This window comes from Ruegeria sp. CDSC068, assembly GCF_059610545.1.
The window spans coordinates 113,406-129,234 of sequence record NZ_JBXWNV010000011.1 but is presented as its reverse complement, the minus strand read 5'-3'; the positions used below and the strand labels follow the sequence as shown (position 1 = coordinate 129,234).

Genomic DNA, 15,829 nt, shown 5'->3' with positions numbered 1-15,829 from the left:
CGCGACCGCGCGGCGCCGTCAGGTGCCGCGCCCGGCCCAACTGCCAAGCCTTGATCTTTGATCAAGGTTTCGCAGGCGGGAGCCGTAGGTCACAGTGGGAATGAAATGCACCGCCAATGCATTTTTTCCAAGGAAACCGCCATAACTCATGTTATAAGCCCCTCAACAAAAAAAGACCGAGCGGGACATGAGCAGTAACACCAAACTCCAGGACAACTTGCGCGCCGCGATTCTGGCCAAACCAGACGCCGTGCTGGACGACAAGGACCTGATGCAGGCACTTGTAACGGCCAACGAACAGGCGCGCGGGGACAACGTCATCGACCTGCGCGGCATCGCCATGCAACGGCTCGAGGAACGGCTGGACAGGCTGGAAGACACCCACCGGTCCGTCATCGCCGCAGCATATGAAAACCTTGCAGGCACAAATCAGGTGCATCGGGCCGTTATCCGCATGCTGGAACCGGCCGAGTTCGAAGATTTCCTGCGCACGCTCGGCTCGGATGTGGTCGAAATCCTGCGCGTTGATCGCATCAAGCTGATTCTGGAATCCACAGCCACGCAGGAAGACCCCGCCATCGACACTCTGGGCGGAGTTCTATCCGTGGTCGAACCCGGCTTCGTGGACAATTACCTGACCTTCGACCGCGGCGGCCCCGCCCGCGACGTGGTTCTGCGCGAGATCCTCCACCCGACGCACAGGATTTTTGGACCCAACGCAGATCACCTGCGGTCCGAAGCTTGCCTGCGGTTGGATCTGGGTGAGGGCCGGTTGCCGGGCATGATCGTGATGAGCGCAAGGGACCGCAATCATTTCTCGCCACAGTTGGGCACTGATCTTTTGTCGTTTTTTGCTGGCGTCTTCGAACGCTCGATGCGCCACTGGTTGTCGTGAGCCTAATCTCACCCGCCTGCCGCGACGCGTTACAGTACTGGCTGGACAGCCTGAGCGCGCTAGCGGGGCGATCGGAAAACACCCAGGCCGCCTATCGTAGTGATATTACCGACTTCCTGTCTTTCATGACACTACACCACAGTGGACAGCAGGGATTGGCAGCGCTGGCCCGGATCACCGTGGCCGACATGCGCGCGTGGATGGCCGATCAGCGCAGCGCAGGTGTTGGCGCGCGATCCCTGGCGCGCAAGCTGTCGGCGGTCAAAAGCTTTTATCGATGGCTGGCTGAACGCGAAGGGTTCGAACCCACTGCCGTCCTGTCCACACGCGCGCCAAAGTTTACCCAAAAACTCCCCCGCCCGTTGGCCGAAGACGCGGCCCGCGCGATGATCGACACGGTCGAACTTCAGTCGTCAAACGACTGGATCTCGGCGCGGGACGTTGCTGTCGTTACATTGCTCTATGGCTGCGGTTTGCGCATATCTGAGGCGCTGTCCCTGACAGGAAGCGACGCGCCTTTGCCGGGCAGCTTGCGTATTGTCGGAAAGGGCGGAAAGGAACGCATCGTTCCGGTGATCCCGGCCGCCAGCACCGCCGTTGACCGTTACCTGCAGCTTTGTCCGCATCCACAATCCCAGAAAAAGGCTTTGTTCCGCGGGGTGCGTGGTGGTGCGCTCAATCCGCGCGCAATTCAGGGCGTGATGGCCAAGGCGCGCATGCAGCTTGGCCTGCCAGCAACCGCCACACCGCACGCTTTAAGGCACAGTTTTGCCACCCATCTGTTGTCCGCTGGGGGTGATCTGCGCGCCATTCAGGAATTGTTGGGACATGCCTCGCTTTCCACCACGCAGGCCTATACGGCCGTAGATACGGCCCGACTGATGGAAGTCTACAACCGCGCCCACCCCAAGGCCTGATCCCGGAGCCTTACGACGAAGTCTGGGTTATTACTTGTGCCCGGCTTTTAGTTTGCATCTGCAGCGCACATCGTCCAAGAGACACAAATGACAATAAAACTCAAAGCCCTTTCCGTACATCTGTTCACCGCGACCGGTGCCGTCTTTGCAATGTTAGCCATGCTGGCCGCGGTCGAGGAAAAGTGGAGCCTTATGTATCTGTGGCTAGTGATCTCGTTCATCGTGGACGGAATCGACGGCCCGCTTGCGCGCCACTACCATGTCAAAAAGAACGCACCGGAATTTGACGGTGTTCTTCTGGACCTGATCATCGACTATCTGACCTACGTGTTCATCCCTGCCTTTGCGCTGTTCAAATCAGGGCTGATGGACGGTTGGACCGGCTGGTTTGCGATCATCGTGATCACCTTTGCCAGCGCCATGTATTTCGCGGACACGCGGATGAAGACCAAGGACAACTCGTTCTCTGGGTTTCCGGGTTGCTGGAACATGTTCGTCATCGTGATCTTCGCGCTGGAGCCCAATTTCTGGGTGATCCTGCTGCTGGTTTCACTGTTGTCGCTGGCGATGTTCCTACCGTTGAAGTTCATTCACCCGGTGCGGACGGAACGCTGGCGTAATGTATCACTGCCGATCGCGTTCGCCTGGACATTTTTCGCCGGTTGGGCAGCTTGGGTCGACTTCCACCCCGAAAGCTGGGCGCATTGGGGGTTGGTAATTACAAGCCTCTACCTGGTTTCAGCTGGCATTGCGCAGCAACTTGTCCCGCTGCGCAACAACTGAACGTTACAGGATTTCCTCAACCTCGAACTCGGTGCCGTTATGGGTGAACACGTCACCCTCTTGCAGACCGGTCATTGTCAGGTAGATCGGGCTTTGGGTTGAGATGCCCATATAGGTCTTACCGTCGACCTCAAAGCGGGTCGTTGAGACACAGACCACGAAACGGCGGTTGTTGAACTTGACAACAGCGCCCGGCTGAACCCGGTCCGTCAGGCTGAAATCCGTGTTCTCGATCACATCAATCTTGGCGTGGTGCGCATGAACGGGTGCATCAAACGCCGCCGCCAGATCCGCATTCTCGCGTGAGGCGGCGATGTCATCCTTGTCATGCCCTTCGCGGTCGTCCAGCTGCGAGTCCTTGAGAAATGCGTCGTAATGCGCCTGCGCAGTTGCCAGTTCCTGTTCTTCCAGCGACATCAGGCGGTCTATGATGGCCTTTTTGCGAGCGGCCGGGTCTGTATGGGCGGTCATGCAATACGGTCCTTCAAATTCAGTAACTGATATAGGTTGGGCCGCGAACTCTGGGATTGCAACTGATTTTCGCGCCTCAGATCAGCAGGCCCGCCGCGCGTTCATGACGCAGCAAGGCCACTTTGGTTTCGACACCACCATCGCCCGAGAACCCGCCCAGACCGTTGGCAGACAGCACCCGATGGCAAGGTATAATCACCGGTATGGGGTTCGCACCGCAGGCCTGCCCCACCGGTTGGGGTGGCTGCCCAAGCTCTTTCGCGATGTCCCCGTACGTTCGGGTCTCGCCCAGCGGAATGGCATACATCAGGTCGCAGACATTGCGCTGAAAGTCTGACCCGGCAACACGATACGGCAGATCGAACCGCTCGAGACGCCCCTCGTTATATGCGGTTAACTGTGCGGCGGCTTCCTGCAACAGGGGTGTGTCCGGCCCGTCGTCCTGCCCATCCCACACAAGGCGTGTGATGGCGCCATCTGTTTCTTCAATGCCAAGGCGGCCAAACTGCGTATCAACGGAAATCATCGGCATGAATACAGCGTTTCAGATCGCCGGGGCCAGCGCAAGCGCGGAAAGAAAAACCCCCGGCGAGTTACGCCGGGGGTTCGATTGTTTAGCCCAGCGCTTCGTCGCAGCGCCCACACACACCCGCGTGGGAATGCCGACCGACGTCCGGCAGGATTTTCCAGCATCGTTGGCATTTCTGGCCATCTGCTTTTTCGAAGACAACACCTACCCCTTCGATTTCGGGCACGCGGAATGCCTCGGCAGGGGCTGGGTCGCCCGAAACGGTCAGGCCAGACGTGATGCACATGTCGTCCACGTCAAAGGTTGCCAGCAGGTCGCGGGTGTCACTGTCTTCGACATGCACGATCGGCGCGGCCTCAAGGCTGGAACCGATGACCTTGTCCTGACGCTGGATTTCCAACGCAGCGGTCACGGCACGACGCACGCGACGGATTTTGGACATACCGGCCTCTAGTTCAGCGTTGCGCCAATCGGCGGGTGTATCCGGGAAATCCACCAGATGGATCGAGCTGTCATCGCCGGGGAAACGCTCCAACCAAACCTCTTCCATGGTGAAGACCAAAACAGGAGCCAGCCATGTGGTCAGTCGGTGGAACAGGATATCCAGCACGGTGCGCGCAGAACGGCGACGCAGGTTGTCGCCGTCGCAGTACAGTGCATCCTTGCGGACGTCGAAGTAGAACGACGACAGATCGACCGTGGCAAAGGTGAACACGGCACTGAACACGCCCTGGAAGTCGAATGAGGCATAGCCCTTGCGCACCTGCTCATCCAGATCGGCCAGACGGCTGAGAACCCAGCGTTCCAGACGCGGCATATCTTCAGGCGCGACGCGATCCGCTTCGGTGAAGTCGGCCAGCGAGCCCAGCATGAACCGCATGGTGTTGCGCAGGCGGCGATAGCTGTCGGCGGTGCCTTTCAGAATCTCTGGCCCGATCCGCTGGTCGGCGGTGTAATCGGTCTGAGCCACCCACAGGCGCAGGATATCGGCACCATATTGCTCGATCACCTTTTCCGGCACGATGGTATTGCCCAGAGATTTGGACATCTTGTTGCCCTTGGCATCCAGTGTGAAGCCGTGGGTAACAACATTGCGATAGGGTGCACGACCCTTGGTGCCGCAAGCCTGCAGCATCGACGAATGGAACCATCCGCGGTGCTGGTCGGTGCCTTCCATATACACATCGGCGATGCCGTCCTCGGTCCCGTCTTCCCGGTCGCGCAGAACGAAAGCATGGGTCGAGCCCGAGTCGAACCACACATCCAACACGTCGAATACCTGCTCGTAATCATCCGGGTTGGCGAAACCGTCAAGGATCTTCTCTTTAAAGCCGTCCGTGTACCACACATCCGCGCCGTCTTTCTCGAACGCCGCCTTGATGCGGGCGTTGAGCTCTTCATTACGCAGCAGGTAATCCGCATCGGTTGGCAGAGCGCCCTTCTTGGTAAAGCACGTCAGCGGTACGCCCCAAGCGCGCTGGCGGGACAGAACCCAATCCGGGCGCGCTTCGATCATCGAATACAGGCGGTTGCGGCCGGTCTGCGGCGTCCACTTCACCAGCTCGTCGATTGAGCGCAGCGCGCGTTCGCGGATGGTATCGCCCATCTCACCCATGCCATCGTCCAGCTTGCGGTCAACGGATGCAAACCATTGCGGCGTGTTGCGATAGATGATCGGAGCCTTTGAGCGCCACGAGTGCGGATAGCTGTGCTTGATCTTGCCACGGGCCAGCAGCCCGCCGACCTCGACCAGTTTGTCGATGACGGCTTTGTTCGCGTCACCCTCGCCACCCTTGCGGGACAGGATGTACTTGCCACCGAAGAACGGCAGATCAGCGCGGAACGAGCCATCGTCCATCACGTTATAGGTGATGACCTGCTCGAGCATGCCGAGGTCGCGGTAGAGTTCGAATTCCTCCATACCATGCGAGGGTGCACAGTGGACGAAGCCGGTTCCTTCGGTGTCGGTTACAAACCCAGCCGCGCGGAAGTCGCGGATGTCGTCCCATTCGCCATTGCCACCTTCGGCACCGGCCAGCGGGTGGGTCAACTGGACGCCTGCCAACTCATCGGTGGTTACGTCACGCACGCGAGTCCACTGATCGTCGTTCAGGCGCGCGCGGCCCAGCACGTCAGCGGCCAGATTGTCGGCCAGCAGAAACTTGTCTCCGGCACTGGCCCAGCATTCGTCGGGTGCGCCGGTGACTTCGTACAGGCCGTAGGAGATATCCTTGCCAAACACGACCGCCTTGTTCGACGGCATGGTCCATGGCGTCGTGGTCCAGATCACGACAAAAGCGTCATCAAGATCGCCCGCATTTACGACTTTGAATTTCACCCAGATGGTGAAGCTTTCCTTGTCGTGGTACTCGACCTCGGCCTCGGCCAGCGCTGTTTTCTCAATGGGCGACCACATCACGGGTTTTGAGCCCTGATACAGCGTGCCGTTCATCAGGAACTTCATGAACTCGTCGGCAATCACAGCCTCGGCGTGATAGTCCATCGTGATGTAGGGATCGGGCCAGTTGCCGGTGATACCAAGGCGCTTGAATTCTTCGCGCTGGACGTCGATCCAGCCTTCGGCGAACTTGCGACATTCCTGACGGAAATCGACGATGTTCACTTCGTCCTTGTTCTTGCCCTTCTTGCGATATTGTTCTTCGATCTTCCATTCGATCGGCAGGCCGTGGCAGTCCCATCCCGGCACATAACGCGCGTCATGACCCATCATCTGATGGCTGCGTACAATCATGTCCTTGATGGTCTTGTTCAGCGCGTGGCCGATATGCAGGTGACCGTTGGCGTAGGGGGGGCCGTCATGCAGGGTAAAGGGCGTGCGGCCTTCTTTTTCGCGCAGGCGATCATACACGCCGATCTCTTCCCAGCGATCCAGCCATGCGGGTTCGCGCTTGGGCAGACCAGCGCGCATGGGGAAATCGGTTTTTGGCAGGTTCAGCGTGTCTTTGTAGTCAGGTGTTTGGGTCGTATCGGCGCACATTTGGGGCGTCCTCAGGATGATCTTGTCGTGTGTGGATCGAAGCGGTCAGTGCGAATTCTCAAGCACCTTTGCCCGGCGTCTCGCGATATCAGAGCGCCGGGGATATAATTCGAATAATGATGGCCATCCGGTCATACATGCCGGGCTTATAGGACGCCCGCGCCTAATGGTCCAGAGGTTCCGCCCCATGCGGCGAATGGCGCAGCATGGCCCACCGGTTCAGCCACGCCAAACCGGCCAGCGCGAGGCCCAGCGCCAGCAGTGAGAACACCCGGATAAGGCCACCCAAACCAGCGATATCGACCAGGAACACCTTGGCCACGGCAAGCCCAATGACGACCAACCCGGCTTTGCGCATCATGTCCGACCGACGGGCGAGTGACTGATAAAACAGCCCCGCACCGATCAGCAGTAGGGCCATGGTGTAAGAATAAAGTTCAGGTTGGGTCACGCCGTTGCCTTCATACATACCGCTGCCCCCCTGCCAGACATGGCGAATAGCCAGGCCCAGCCAGATCGCACCTAATGCCGCCGCCAGACCGAAGCACCCCTGCTTCCATCGCGGATGCAGTGCTGGAAGCCAAGCAGCCGACAGGGCCAAAACAATGGCGGGCAACAGGTAAGCCACGGCGAGAGTATTCAATATTGGCACCCCAAGAACCGGATCAGCTTGGGCATTCAGCAATGGGTTCGCCTCAGTCAGCGCCTGCGCCAAGCGAACAACACCATGTGCCGCAAAGAACAACGCCAGCCCGTAGCGCGCATAATTCAGTTTTCCGCCCAGTTCGAACCGCCGCACCTGCGCGCAGGCCAGCAGCAGCCAGATCAAGGACAAAAGCCCCAGCCCCCAGTGGCTGTCATGGGCACCGCCGTTGCCAAACCCTTCGAGCCAGCGCAGCAACAGCAAGGACAGCAAGATACCAGCGGTCGCCCAGGCGGCGCTTTCCAGAAGCAGCGCGATGACCGGACGGTTCAATGGGCGCAGGATGGCCCAGGCCGCCAGAAATCCAACAGCAGCTGTGGCATAGACAAGCGCCATTTCTGCGACCGGTGCCGAGTTTGCCCAATCCAGACCGGGATTCAGTACAAGCCGGAGCGTGACAGTGAAGACGCCAGCCCAGATGAACCAACCCATAGGTGGAAGATCAAAGCGCCGATCCAGCACCGCCGCGGCCACGATCACGGCCACAAAAGCAATTGTCAGGGCAGCCGAACTTAGGACAATCACGCAGGCAAAGGTCAGGCAAGACAAAGCCGACAAGGTCACCAAAGCCGCCCGCAGCCGGTTTTCGCCGTCGACGCGCGCGAAACGCCCGGCCAGAACAACCATCATCACCGCCAATGCAACCGCATGCAGCGCCCACGGATAGGCTCCGATAACTTCATCGGGATGCCATCCAAGCTCCAGCGCGATTGCCAACAACGGTGCAAATACTGCGGCACCGCCCGCCCATACAGCCCGGTACTCGGTTGCGCGAAACGATCGCCAAGCTGAAAGGCCTGAGATCAATGCACCCAGTGCCACCAACAGGGTAACCGCCCACGGGAAATCCGCCTCGGCGGTTTCGGTATAGGTCTCAGCGAAGCGGCGCGCGACAGAGCCGTTGTCCCACCCTTGGATCAGTACGAACCAAGTTAGACCAGCGGCTGGCAGTATGGTCAGGTCTTGCAGGGCCCGCGCCTGGCTTGCCCAGGTCATTAGTCCCAGCGTCAGGCCCGCCAACAGCATGACACCCAGCCAGAATTCTGCCGCCGAGTCCGGCCAGTGTATCGCCAGGATTACTGCGCTGACGATCACCGCGCCAAAGGCAAGGCGAGTCGGAAACTCCGGCCACTGAAGGCCTTTTTGAATGGCAATGATCTCACTGATCATACGCCCCTCGTGATCTGGCCAGATCCGCCGCACGGGGATCGCGATCGCGATAACCGCCAATGCGGTTACGCCGACGAGATAACCCGGCTCGGTCGCCGGTGCCGAAAGCACCAAAAGCAGGCACGCGGTATAAGCCCCGACTAGCGTCAGAACGGATATCCACCCCCAGCGCCGCACAGTGTCGATCCCCAACCCAAGGACGGCGATCACAAAGAAATAGCCGTACAACCAGCCGGGGTCGGTCGAGGTCCCGCCCACCACGAAGGGTGACGCAAACGCACCAATCAAACCGACGGCCGCCAGCAAGGGGCCGTGGAACCAGCCCAAAACAAGCCCCACAAGCGCAACAGCAATCATGGCAATCAAGGCCGCTTCGGGACCAAGCAGATCGTACAACTGCCTTGCAGCCAGCAAGCCACCGAACAGCGTCACCAGCCCGGCCCCAGAAAAGACCGATGGCAGGTAAGCTGTGGCTGAAGACTCGTCATCGCCATACTTCCGGCGGATCACCTCACCCGCGCCGATCAGCGTCGCGCCGAACATCAGGGCCGCAATGACGCGCATCGTTGGCGACAACAACCCGCTTTCGACCCCGTATTGGACCAGAAAAACACCAGCCAGCGCCAAAGACAGGGCGGATACCGCATAGAACCAGTTCTCGCGTAGCCAAGCGCTCAGTGCGGCGATTCGATCGTCCTTCATCGTTTCGGGAAGGGGTATCTTTTGTGGCTCAGGTGCTGAGGTGCCTTCTTTCGTTTCGACCTCGAGTGGTTCTGTTTTGATTGCCGGCCACGGAGAGCTCTTTTTATCCCTCGCTTGCATCGATTCAGGTACTATTTCTGGCGCAGGCAGGTCGCCACCATGTGTGCGGATCTGCTGTTCAAGCTGCTCCACCCGGCGGCGCAGTCGAACCTGGGATACCAACAGAACAAGGATGGCCACCGGGACGGCCAGAACGATCAATCCAACGAGTACGAGCAGCGATTCCAACAGAGGCCTCCGGGCAAATGTGCCGTCAACCTAGCCGGGTGTCGATTTGCGCAACAGTCCGAAAAACCGTGTTTTTGCGGGCTACGCAGTTCAGAACGCCTTATCCCCAGCCAAGGGACAGTCTGGCCATCATCAACCAGATAATGGCCAACACAGCGGCAATCGAACCAGATGCGAAACAGGCGTCGACAAGTTTTACCGTCGCCGGATCAGATCAGGGTCCATCATCGGCTTTACAAAATTAACCATCTACACCGCGCGCCCAGCGACACTTCTGGTCACTAGGGATGGAACAACGAGCCAACAAAATACGCCATCAGTGCGGCCGCGCCGCCGATCGCAAAAGTCTCTAGACCCGACCGCCACCACGGAGCCAGTGACCACCTGCTTTTCAAAGCTCCTATGATAAAGAAGACCGCCATGGTCATGATAACCGAGAGCTGAAAGGCCCGATCAAACGACAGCAGAAACGGCAGCAGCGGGACCATGCCGGCCACAAGAAACGCTAAAAACGTTGCCATCGCGGCTTTGAACGGGTTCGGATCAACGCTGCCCAATCCGTATTCACCCTCGATCATCAGATTGATCCAATTCTCGCGGTTGGCTGTGATGGCGTCCGTGGCCTCATCCAGCACGCGCCCCGACAGGCCCTTTTGCGACAAGATCGCATGCACTTCATCCCGCTCGCCTTCCGGGTATAGTCTGATGTGACGTTCTTCGATGGACCGGATGCGGCGGATATTGTCCAGCTCGGCCTTGGTGCCCGAGTAATTACCCGCCGCCATGGAAAACCCGTCCGCCAATACATTGGCCAGTCCCAGCGCAACGATAATAAAGGGTGACAGGCCCGCCCCGGCTACACCCGCCACAATGGCAAAGGTGGTTACGGACCCATCGATCCCACCATAGACCACATCCCGCAAAACACCGCGCCCCGGTGGCGCGTTGATGCGTTCTGCAATCTCTTGCTGGCTGTGTCCGTGATCGGTCATGGCTGGCTCTGACACTGTTATGCACGACAGCCAACCACTGTACCTTGCGTCAGGTCAAGTTTTGGAAAACAAGCCAGCCAGAGCACGTTTGATGATGCCGCGGGTCGATGGCTTGTGCCGATCCGAGAAGGGCAGCGGACGGCAGACCTCCATCGCGGCGACCCCGACCCGCGCACTTAGCGCGCCGTTGACAAGCCCCTCGCCAAACCGGCGCGACAGCTTGCTAAGGATAGATCCCCCAAGCACAGGTTCCAGCAGGTCGTCCCCGACGGCCACGGCCCCGGTGGCCACAAGGTGCACGAACACGGCCCGCGTCAGTCGCCAACTGCCCAAAAATCCTGCGCGCCCGCCATAGATTTCAGCGATGCGCCGGATCATCCGCAACGAAGCGGCCAGCGCTGTTGCAACATCCGCAAGCGCCAAAGGCACCAACGCCGTCACCGTTGCAACCTGACGCGCGGCAGCCTCGACTTCGCGACTGGCAGCGACATCCAGCGGGGCCAGCAGCTCGTCCTCGGCCAGGGTCAGCAGACCAGACGCGTCAAATTGTTCGTCGATCCGTTCGGACAGCCGATCGCGCCCCCAACGGGTTTCTTCGCGCCCTTTGTAGAACGAGATCAATCGGTTCGTGACTGCGCGTGCCTGCGCCAGATCATCTTCGGCCAAGGCAGTATCTGCCGCACGCCGCATCCCGTCCACACGGGACAACCGCCCGATTGCGGCCAGCTCGCGCACAGCGATGATCAACGCGACCAGCACCAGTGCTGCAAACAAACCCGTAATCACCCATCCAATGATCGGCGCGCGGAGAATCAGGGAATTCACAAAGTCCCAAGCCGCCACTGAAACAACCGCCCCAAGCGCGGCAAGCGCCAAACCCCAGAACCACCGCGACAGGGTCGAAGGTTTGCGCGCCGCCAAACGCGCTGCACCTTGCATCGCCTGACCCTGAGGCTGTGCGAAATCCGGGACCGGAGGTGCTTGCGAAACATCAGCCGCGGGTTCATCACCCTCCAGATCAATCAGAACCGGCCCCTTAGTCATTGGCTGCTCCTTCACTGTTCCAGACATACTTTATGTCGGGAAGGTTCTCGTCATTGTCAGCGCCGTTGCTGCGCGCAACCTCAGCAAAGCCGTTGCGCTCATAGAACCGACGCGCTGGATGGTTGGCCTGAAATGCAAACAATGACAATTCGGATCGGCACGATTTGGCATGTTCAAGCAATTGCTGACCGATCCCCCGCCCCCGAACCCCAGGTTCCAGGTACAGTGAGTGGATTTCGGCACCGTTGAGCGCCAAAAACCCGATCACACCGTCACCGGTTTCGGCCACTGTCACCCAATCCAATTCAATCATACGGCCACAAAACGCGATGGTTTCCGCCTGCGAGTGCAGTTCCGGCATCCAATCGTTTTCACGGGCGAAGCCATGCAAAATCTCTCCGGTGGCACCGGCATCTGTGCTGCGGGCGGGGCGAAGAATGACATTCACAGCCGGTCTCCGATCAGGAACTGGGCTGCGCGGTCCAGCCGTATGTGTGGCGGGCCATCCCCGGGCCGCAGTGTCAGGTGTGCCGGCGCGAATGCCATGAACTCATAATCCTCACCCAGCCATCCTTCGGACCCGTTGCGCGCCGGGCCAAGCAAATTCGTCGGATCTTCGGGCAGATCACCGGGATAGAAAGCGGCCTGCTTGCCGCTGTCCAGCAAGGTACCACGCACGCAGGGCAGCTCGGCCCCGTTATGGGTGCGGATTTCCTCGGTCGTTGCCCTTAACGAGGCCAGCGACAGCGCCGCCGTCTCGGCCCCGGCGAAGCTGGCACGATCGCGCGCCTCGCGGGTCAGGGCCTCCATTATATTGGTCAGGCGGTGGTGTTGAAGATGGTGCAAATGGTCTGCCTTGGTGGCCGCAAACAGGATGCGCTCGACCCGTTTGCCGAGCAACAACTGGCTAAGCCACGCATTTCGTCCGGGCCGAAACGCCGACAGGATATCGGCCATCGCGCGACGCATATCCTCGACCGCCTGTGGCCCGTTATGGATCGCGCCCAGCGCGTCCACCAAAACCACCTGACGGTCGATCCGGGAAAAATGATCGCGGAAAAACGGTTTCACGACCTGAGATTTATAGGCCTCGTACCGCCGGGCCATCTCGCGGTGCAGACTGCGTCGCGGGCCGTGACCCTCGACCGGCAAGGGTGCAAATGTCAGCACCGGCGAGCCTGCCAGATCGCCCGGCAGCAAGAACCGCCCTGGCGTGCAGTCGTAAAACCCGGCATCGCGGGCTGCGTTCAGATAAGAGGCGAATTTTTTGGCCAGTGATTGGGCCTTTGGTTCGTCGTGGCTGTCAGAAGGGTCAACCGCCTTTGCCTGCGCCAGAAAGGTCGTCGCCTCATTGCGATTGGCGATGCGCTCCAGTGTTTCCTGCGACCAGACCTCATAGGTTTTGTCCAGCAACGCAAGATCCAGCAGCCATTCGCCGGGGTAATCCACGATATCCAGATGGATAGTGCGTGGTCCCTGCAACCCTGACAAAAGCCCCGCGGGACGGGCTTTGAACGATAAACGCAGTTCTGACACTGCGCGCGTACTTTCGGGCCAGTGCGGCTGAGGCCCGGTCAGCGCCGCCAGGTGATTTTCGTAGTCGAACCGGGGCACGGTGTCGTCTGGTTGCGGCTGCAGGTAAGCCGCGTTGATCCGCCCTTCTTGCTGCGCCACGAGGCCCGGCATCCGCCCCCGGTCCAGCAAGTTCGCGACCAGAGACGTGATGAATACTGTCTTTCCTGAACGCGCCAGCCCGGTGACACCCAGTCGGATCACCGGCTCAAACAATGCCTCAGACACGCGGTCACCCACGGATTCGACGCCGCGCGTCAGACTGTCTGCCAGAGATGAGATGACCAAACCGTCGCCCCGCTTTTTTCGTTTTTCCCAAGATAGGTAGCGGCTGTCGGACATACCAGCGCTTTCCCACTCTTGCCCGTTGCGGCACGGCGCGTTACCAGCAGCCCATGCCTAGATACGCGCTGAAAGTCGAATACCAGGGGAAACCGTTTGCCGGATGGCAGCGGCAAAAGGAATTGCTGTCTGTTCAAGGGGCAATCGAACAGGCCTTGTCGTGTATTCAACCCGGCGATCACACCATTGCCGCGGCCGGGCGTACAGACGCGGGCGTGCACGCGCTGGGGCAGGTTGCGCATTGTGATCTGACAAAGGACTGGGACCCGTTCCGCCTGTCTGAGGCGCTGAACTATCACCTTAAACCGCAGCCTGTTGCCATCGTTAAGGCAGCACGGGTAGACGATGACTGGCATGCGCGGTTTTCAGCACTCGAACGGCAATACCTGTTCCGCATCCTGATGCGCCGCGCACCTGCTACGCATGACGCTGGGCAGGTCTGGCGGATCAACCATCAACTGGACGTAGACGCGATGCAGGCGGGCGCGGATATGCTGATCGGGCGGCATGATTTTACCACGTTCCGGTCTTCGATTTGTCAGGCTGCAAGCCCGGTCAAAACCCTGGATGAGCTGCGGGTCGAACAGGTTGAAGGCTTTTCCGGACCAGAGGTTCATTTTCACGTTCGCGCCCGGTCTTTCCTGCACAATCAAGTGCGCAGCTTTGTTGGAACGCTTGAACGTGTTGGTGCCGGGACATGGTCGCCTGAAGATGTACGGGATGCGTTGGAGGCCACCGACCGCGCCGCCTGCGGGCCGGTGTGTCCGCCGCAAGGGCTGTATCTGGCGCGGGTCGGGTACCCGGAGCCCGTGTTCGATTAAATCGAGCGCAACAGCAGACCGCTTGCAATCACGGCGATCAGCAGCCCCGCGACCAGTTCAATCGTCGGAGCCAGAACCGAGGCAAATCGCGTCGCCGAGGCTGAGGCAAGCAGTCCTCCGCGCAAACCAAATGAGGTCCAACCGACAAGCGTTGTGACAGTCGCCGTGCCCAAAGCCATGGCGAAAGCACCGGCAATGCCAACCATTGCGATGCCCATCTGCCAGGTCAGGATCAGCACAAACAGCGCTCCGGTACAGGGACGTGCGGCAATCCCAGCGATCAGTACCGCAGCTTCGCGCAAGCTGCCAACTTGGGCCACTTCGTCGGCGGTGGGACCGTGGCGATGCCCGCAATCTGCGCATACGCCATGGTCATGGTCGTGATGTTTGTGGTCCTCGTCGTGCGGGTGGTGATGGTCGTGCTTGTGCTCATGATGATGGGTTTTTTTGCTGCGATGACGTCGCGCGAAACTGCAAATGGATCGAAAGATCAGCCACAATCCAATCGCCGCGATAGCACCATAACTGATCGGAGCCATGACCCGTTCGGTGGTATCGACAAGGCTTGCCCGGGACATCTGGAACACCAGTACCCCGGCATAGACCAGAACAACCGCAGTGACTGCCTGCCCCAGGCTGGACAACAAGCTGATTGCAGACAAACGCAGGAACGCCACGTTGCGCCCCAATCCATAGCCGCCAATCAAAACCTTGCCGTGACCAGGGCCGATGGCGTGAAAAAAGCCGTAGGCAAAACAGACTGTCAGCAGTGTTGCAACGGCCTCGGGCTGTTCCGCGCGGGCTGCGCGTAGGGAACGCGCGATCTGATTTTGGAACTCGCGCTGCTCACCCGCAGCCCATGCGGCCAAGTGGTCAAAGCCACCGCTGCCCCAGAACCACAGCAGCAAACCAATGGAGATGGCGACAGGAATAATCAGGTACTTGGACATGAAAGGCGGATCTCGGACGCAAAGTTTTCCCCGACCAGCGGGATATCGTTTTCTTCAAGGTCGTAGTCGGCATCCAGGGTCTGCAGGAACGCCTGCATCTGCGCCAGTTGCCCGTCGATATCCGCGTCAATCCGGCTGATCTCACAAGAGGTGGGTCCGGATACCGATACAGGGCGGGTCACTTCATAAGCCGTGTAATAGGATTCATCGTATGCTTTGGCGACGACCTCGGTTGCCGGCACTCCACCGCCTTCCACCGCGCGCAGGTGGGTTGTCACGATACGGCCATCCTCGGTGGTCGCTTTGGCCTCCATCGGCCCTGACAAATCGACCGGCGCGCCATCGGCGAACACCACGATATCGCCATTATATCCTTCGACCCACTGGGCATCAAAGCCGGACAGAAACTTTTCTTCGCTCTCGGTCAGAATGCCATCAGAATCCTGATCCAGTTTCATGTCTTCCAACTGAAACAAAGAGAAAAGCTCATCATACGCCCAGGTTACCCTGACATGGGTCAACTGGCCGCTGTCGTCCACAATGAATTCCAGCCCGGTGTCGATAAAGACATGCGGGTGGGCCAATGCCGGAACCGGCAGGCAACAGGAGAAAAGGGTAATGAGCCATCGCATAGGCGAAAGATAGGGGCTTG

14 protein-coding genes are annotated in these 15,829 nt (G+C 59.5%); 4 read left to right on the top strand and 10 right to left on the bottom strand.

What is annotated here, in order from left to right:
• Positions 1 to 187 precede the first annotated feature (187 nt).
• The 3 genes from AC2FID_RS19655 (at position 188) to AC2FID_RS19645 (ending at position 2,595) form a co-directional block, all read left to right on the top strand.
• Positions 188 to 895, top strand: coding sequence for a DUF484 family protein (locus tag AC2FID_RS19655; RefSeq protein ID WP_058273210.1), 708 nt, complete (start codon positions 188 to 190; stop codon positions 893 to 895).
• Positions 892 to 1,812 (top strand): tyrosine recombinase XerC, encoded by a 921-nt coding sequence (locus AC2FID_RS19650; protein WP_496838312.1) that lies wholly within the window; start codon positions 892 to 894, stop codon positions 1,810 to 1,812. Before AC2FID_RS19655 ends, AC2FID_RS19650 begins: the two co-directional genes overlap by 4 nt.
• A gap of 87 nt (positions 1,813 to 1,899) precedes the next feature.
• On the top strand, positions 1,900 to 2,595 hold the full coding sequence (locus AC2FID_RS19645) for a CDP-alcohol phosphatidyltransferase family protein (protein WP_058273208.1): 696 nt from the start codon (positions 1,900 to 1,902) through the stop codon (positions 2,593 to 2,595).
• Positions 2,596 to 2,598: 3 nt separating this feature from the next.
• Here the strand turns inward: AC2FID_RS19645 and AC2FID_RS19640 are convergent, their stop codons facing one another.
• The 8 genes from AC2FID_RS19640 to AC2FID_RS19605 all read right to left on the bottom strand — a co-directional run bounded on the left by AC2FID_RS19640 (position 2,599) and on the right by AC2FID_RS19605 (position 13,352).
• Positions 2,599 to 3,066, bottom strand: coding sequence for a hypothetical protein (locus tag AC2FID_RS19640; RefSeq protein WP_058273207.1), 468 nt, complete (start codon positions 3,064 to 3,066; stop codon positions 2,599 to 2,601).
• Between the two features lie 76 nt (positions 3,067 to 3,142).
• On the bottom strand, positions 3,143 to 3,598 hold the full coding sequence (locus AC2FID_RS19635; RefSeq protein ID WP_282120675.1) for a methylated-DNA--[protein]-cysteine S-methyltransferase: 456 nt from the start codon (positions 3,596 to 3,598) through the stop codon (positions 3,143 to 3,145).
• A gap of 82 nt (positions 3,599 to 3,680) precedes the next feature.
• Entirely contained in the window at positions 3,681 to 6,593 is a 2,913-nt protein-coding gene (gene ileS, locus AC2FID_RS19630; protein ID WP_496838309.1) for an isoleucine--tRNA ligase, read from the bottom strand.
• Between the two features lie 163 nt (positions 6,594 to 6,756).
• Complete coding sequence (locus AC2FID_RS19625) at positions 6,757 to 9,456, bottom strand: DUF2339 domain-containing protein (RefSeq protein ID WP_496838307.1); 2,700 nt, start codon at positions 9,454 to 9,456, stop codon at positions 6,757 to 6,759.
• Between the two features lie 281 nt (positions 9,457 to 9,737).
• A complete protein-coding gene (locus AC2FID_RS19620; RefSeq protein ID WP_282170782.1) occupies positions 9,738 to 10,448 on the bottom strand; it encodes a VIT1/CCC1 transporter family protein in 711 nt (236 codons plus the stop codon).
• Between the two features lie 54 nt (positions 10,449 to 10,502).
• Positions 10,503 to 11,492, bottom strand: coding sequence for a YcjF family protein (locus tag AC2FID_RS19615; RefSeq protein WP_496838305.1), 990 nt, complete (start codon positions 11,490 to 11,492; stop codon positions 10,503 to 10,505).
• Complete coding sequence (locus AC2FID_RS19610) at positions 11,485 to 11,940, bottom strand: GNAT family N-acetyltransferase (protein WP_282170780.1); 456 nt, start codon at positions 11,938 to 11,940, stop codon at positions 11,485 to 11,487. Before AC2FID_RS19610 ends, AC2FID_RS19615 begins: the two co-directional genes overlap by 8 nt.
• Positions 11,937 to 13,352: a YcjX family GTP-binding protein gene (locus AC2FID_RS19605; RefSeq protein ID WP_496838335.1), complete on the bottom strand. Its 1,416-nt coding sequence runs from the start codon at positions 13,350 to 13,352 to the stop codon at positions 11,937 to 11,939. The genes AC2FID_RS19610 and AC2FID_RS19605 overlap by 4 nt, the downstream gene beginning before the upstream one ends.
• 107 nt (positions 13,353 to 13,459) lie before the next feature.
• Here AC2FID_RS19605 and truA point away from each other — a divergent pair, with 107 nt between their 5' ends.
• A complete protein-coding gene (gene truA, locus AC2FID_RS19600; protein WP_496838303.1) occupies positions 13,460 to 14,227 on the top strand; it encodes a tRNA pseudouridine(38-40) synthase TruA in 768 nt (255 codons plus the stop codon).
• Here the strand turns inward: truA and AC2FID_RS19595 are convergent.
• Both AC2FID_RS19595 and AC2FID_RS19590 read right to left on the bottom strand, forming a co-directional pair.
• On the bottom strand, positions 14,224 to 15,177 hold the full coding sequence (locus tag AC2FID_RS19595) for a nickel/cobalt transporter (protein ID WP_496838302.1): 954 nt from the start codon (positions 15,175 to 15,177) through the stop codon (positions 14,224 to 14,226). The genes truA and AC2FID_RS19595 overlap by 4 nt on opposite strands.
• Positions 15,162 to 15,761: a DUF1007 family protein gene (locus AC2FID_RS19590; RefSeq protein WP_496838300.1), complete on the bottom strand. Its 600-nt coding sequence runs from the start codon at positions 15,759 to 15,761 to the stop codon at positions 15,162 to 15,164. The genes AC2FID_RS19595 and AC2FID_RS19590 overlap by 16 nt, the downstream gene beginning before the upstream one ends.
• Positions 15,762 to 15,829: the final 68 nt, after the last annotated feature.

Excerpts from the sequence above, each read along its gene's own strand:
- AC2FID_RS19655 (WP_058273210.1), top strand. The coding sequence starts at position 188 with ATGAGCAGTAACACCAAACTCCAGGACAACTTGCGCGCCGCGATTCTG.
- AC2FID_RS19645 (WP_058273208.1), top strand. The coding sequence starts at position 1,900 with ATGACAATAAAACTCAAAGCCCTTTCCGTACATCTGTTCACCGCGACC.
- AC2FID_RS19640 (WP_058273207.1), bottom strand. The coding sequence starts at position 3,066 with ATGACCGCCCATACAGACCCGGCCGCTCGCAAAAAGGCCATCATAGAC.
- AC2FID_RS19635 (WP_282120675.1), bottom strand. The coding sequence starts at position 3,598 with ATGCCGATGATTTCCGTTGATACGCAGTTTGGCCGCCTTGGCATTGAA.
- ileS (WP_496838309.1), bottom strand. The coding sequence starts at position 6,593 with ATGTGCGCCGATACGACCCAAACACCTGACTACAAAGACACGCTGAAC.
- AC2FID_RS19620 (WP_282170782.1), bottom strand. The coding sequence starts at position 10,448 with ATGACCGATCACGGACACAGCCAGCAAGAGATTGCAGAACGCATCAAC.
- AC2FID_RS19615 (WP_496838305.1), bottom strand. The coding sequence starts at position 11,492 with ATGACTAAGGGGCCGGTTCTGATTGATCTGGAGGGTGATGAACCCGCG.
- truA (WP_496838303.1), top strand. The coding sequence starts at position 13,460 with ATGCCTAGATACGCGCTGAAAGTCGAATACCAGGGGAAACCGTTTGCC.
- AC2FID_RS19595 (WP_496838302.1), bottom strand. The coding sequence starts at position 15,177 with ATGTCCAAGTACCTGATTATTCCTGTCGCCATCTCCATTGGTTTGCTG.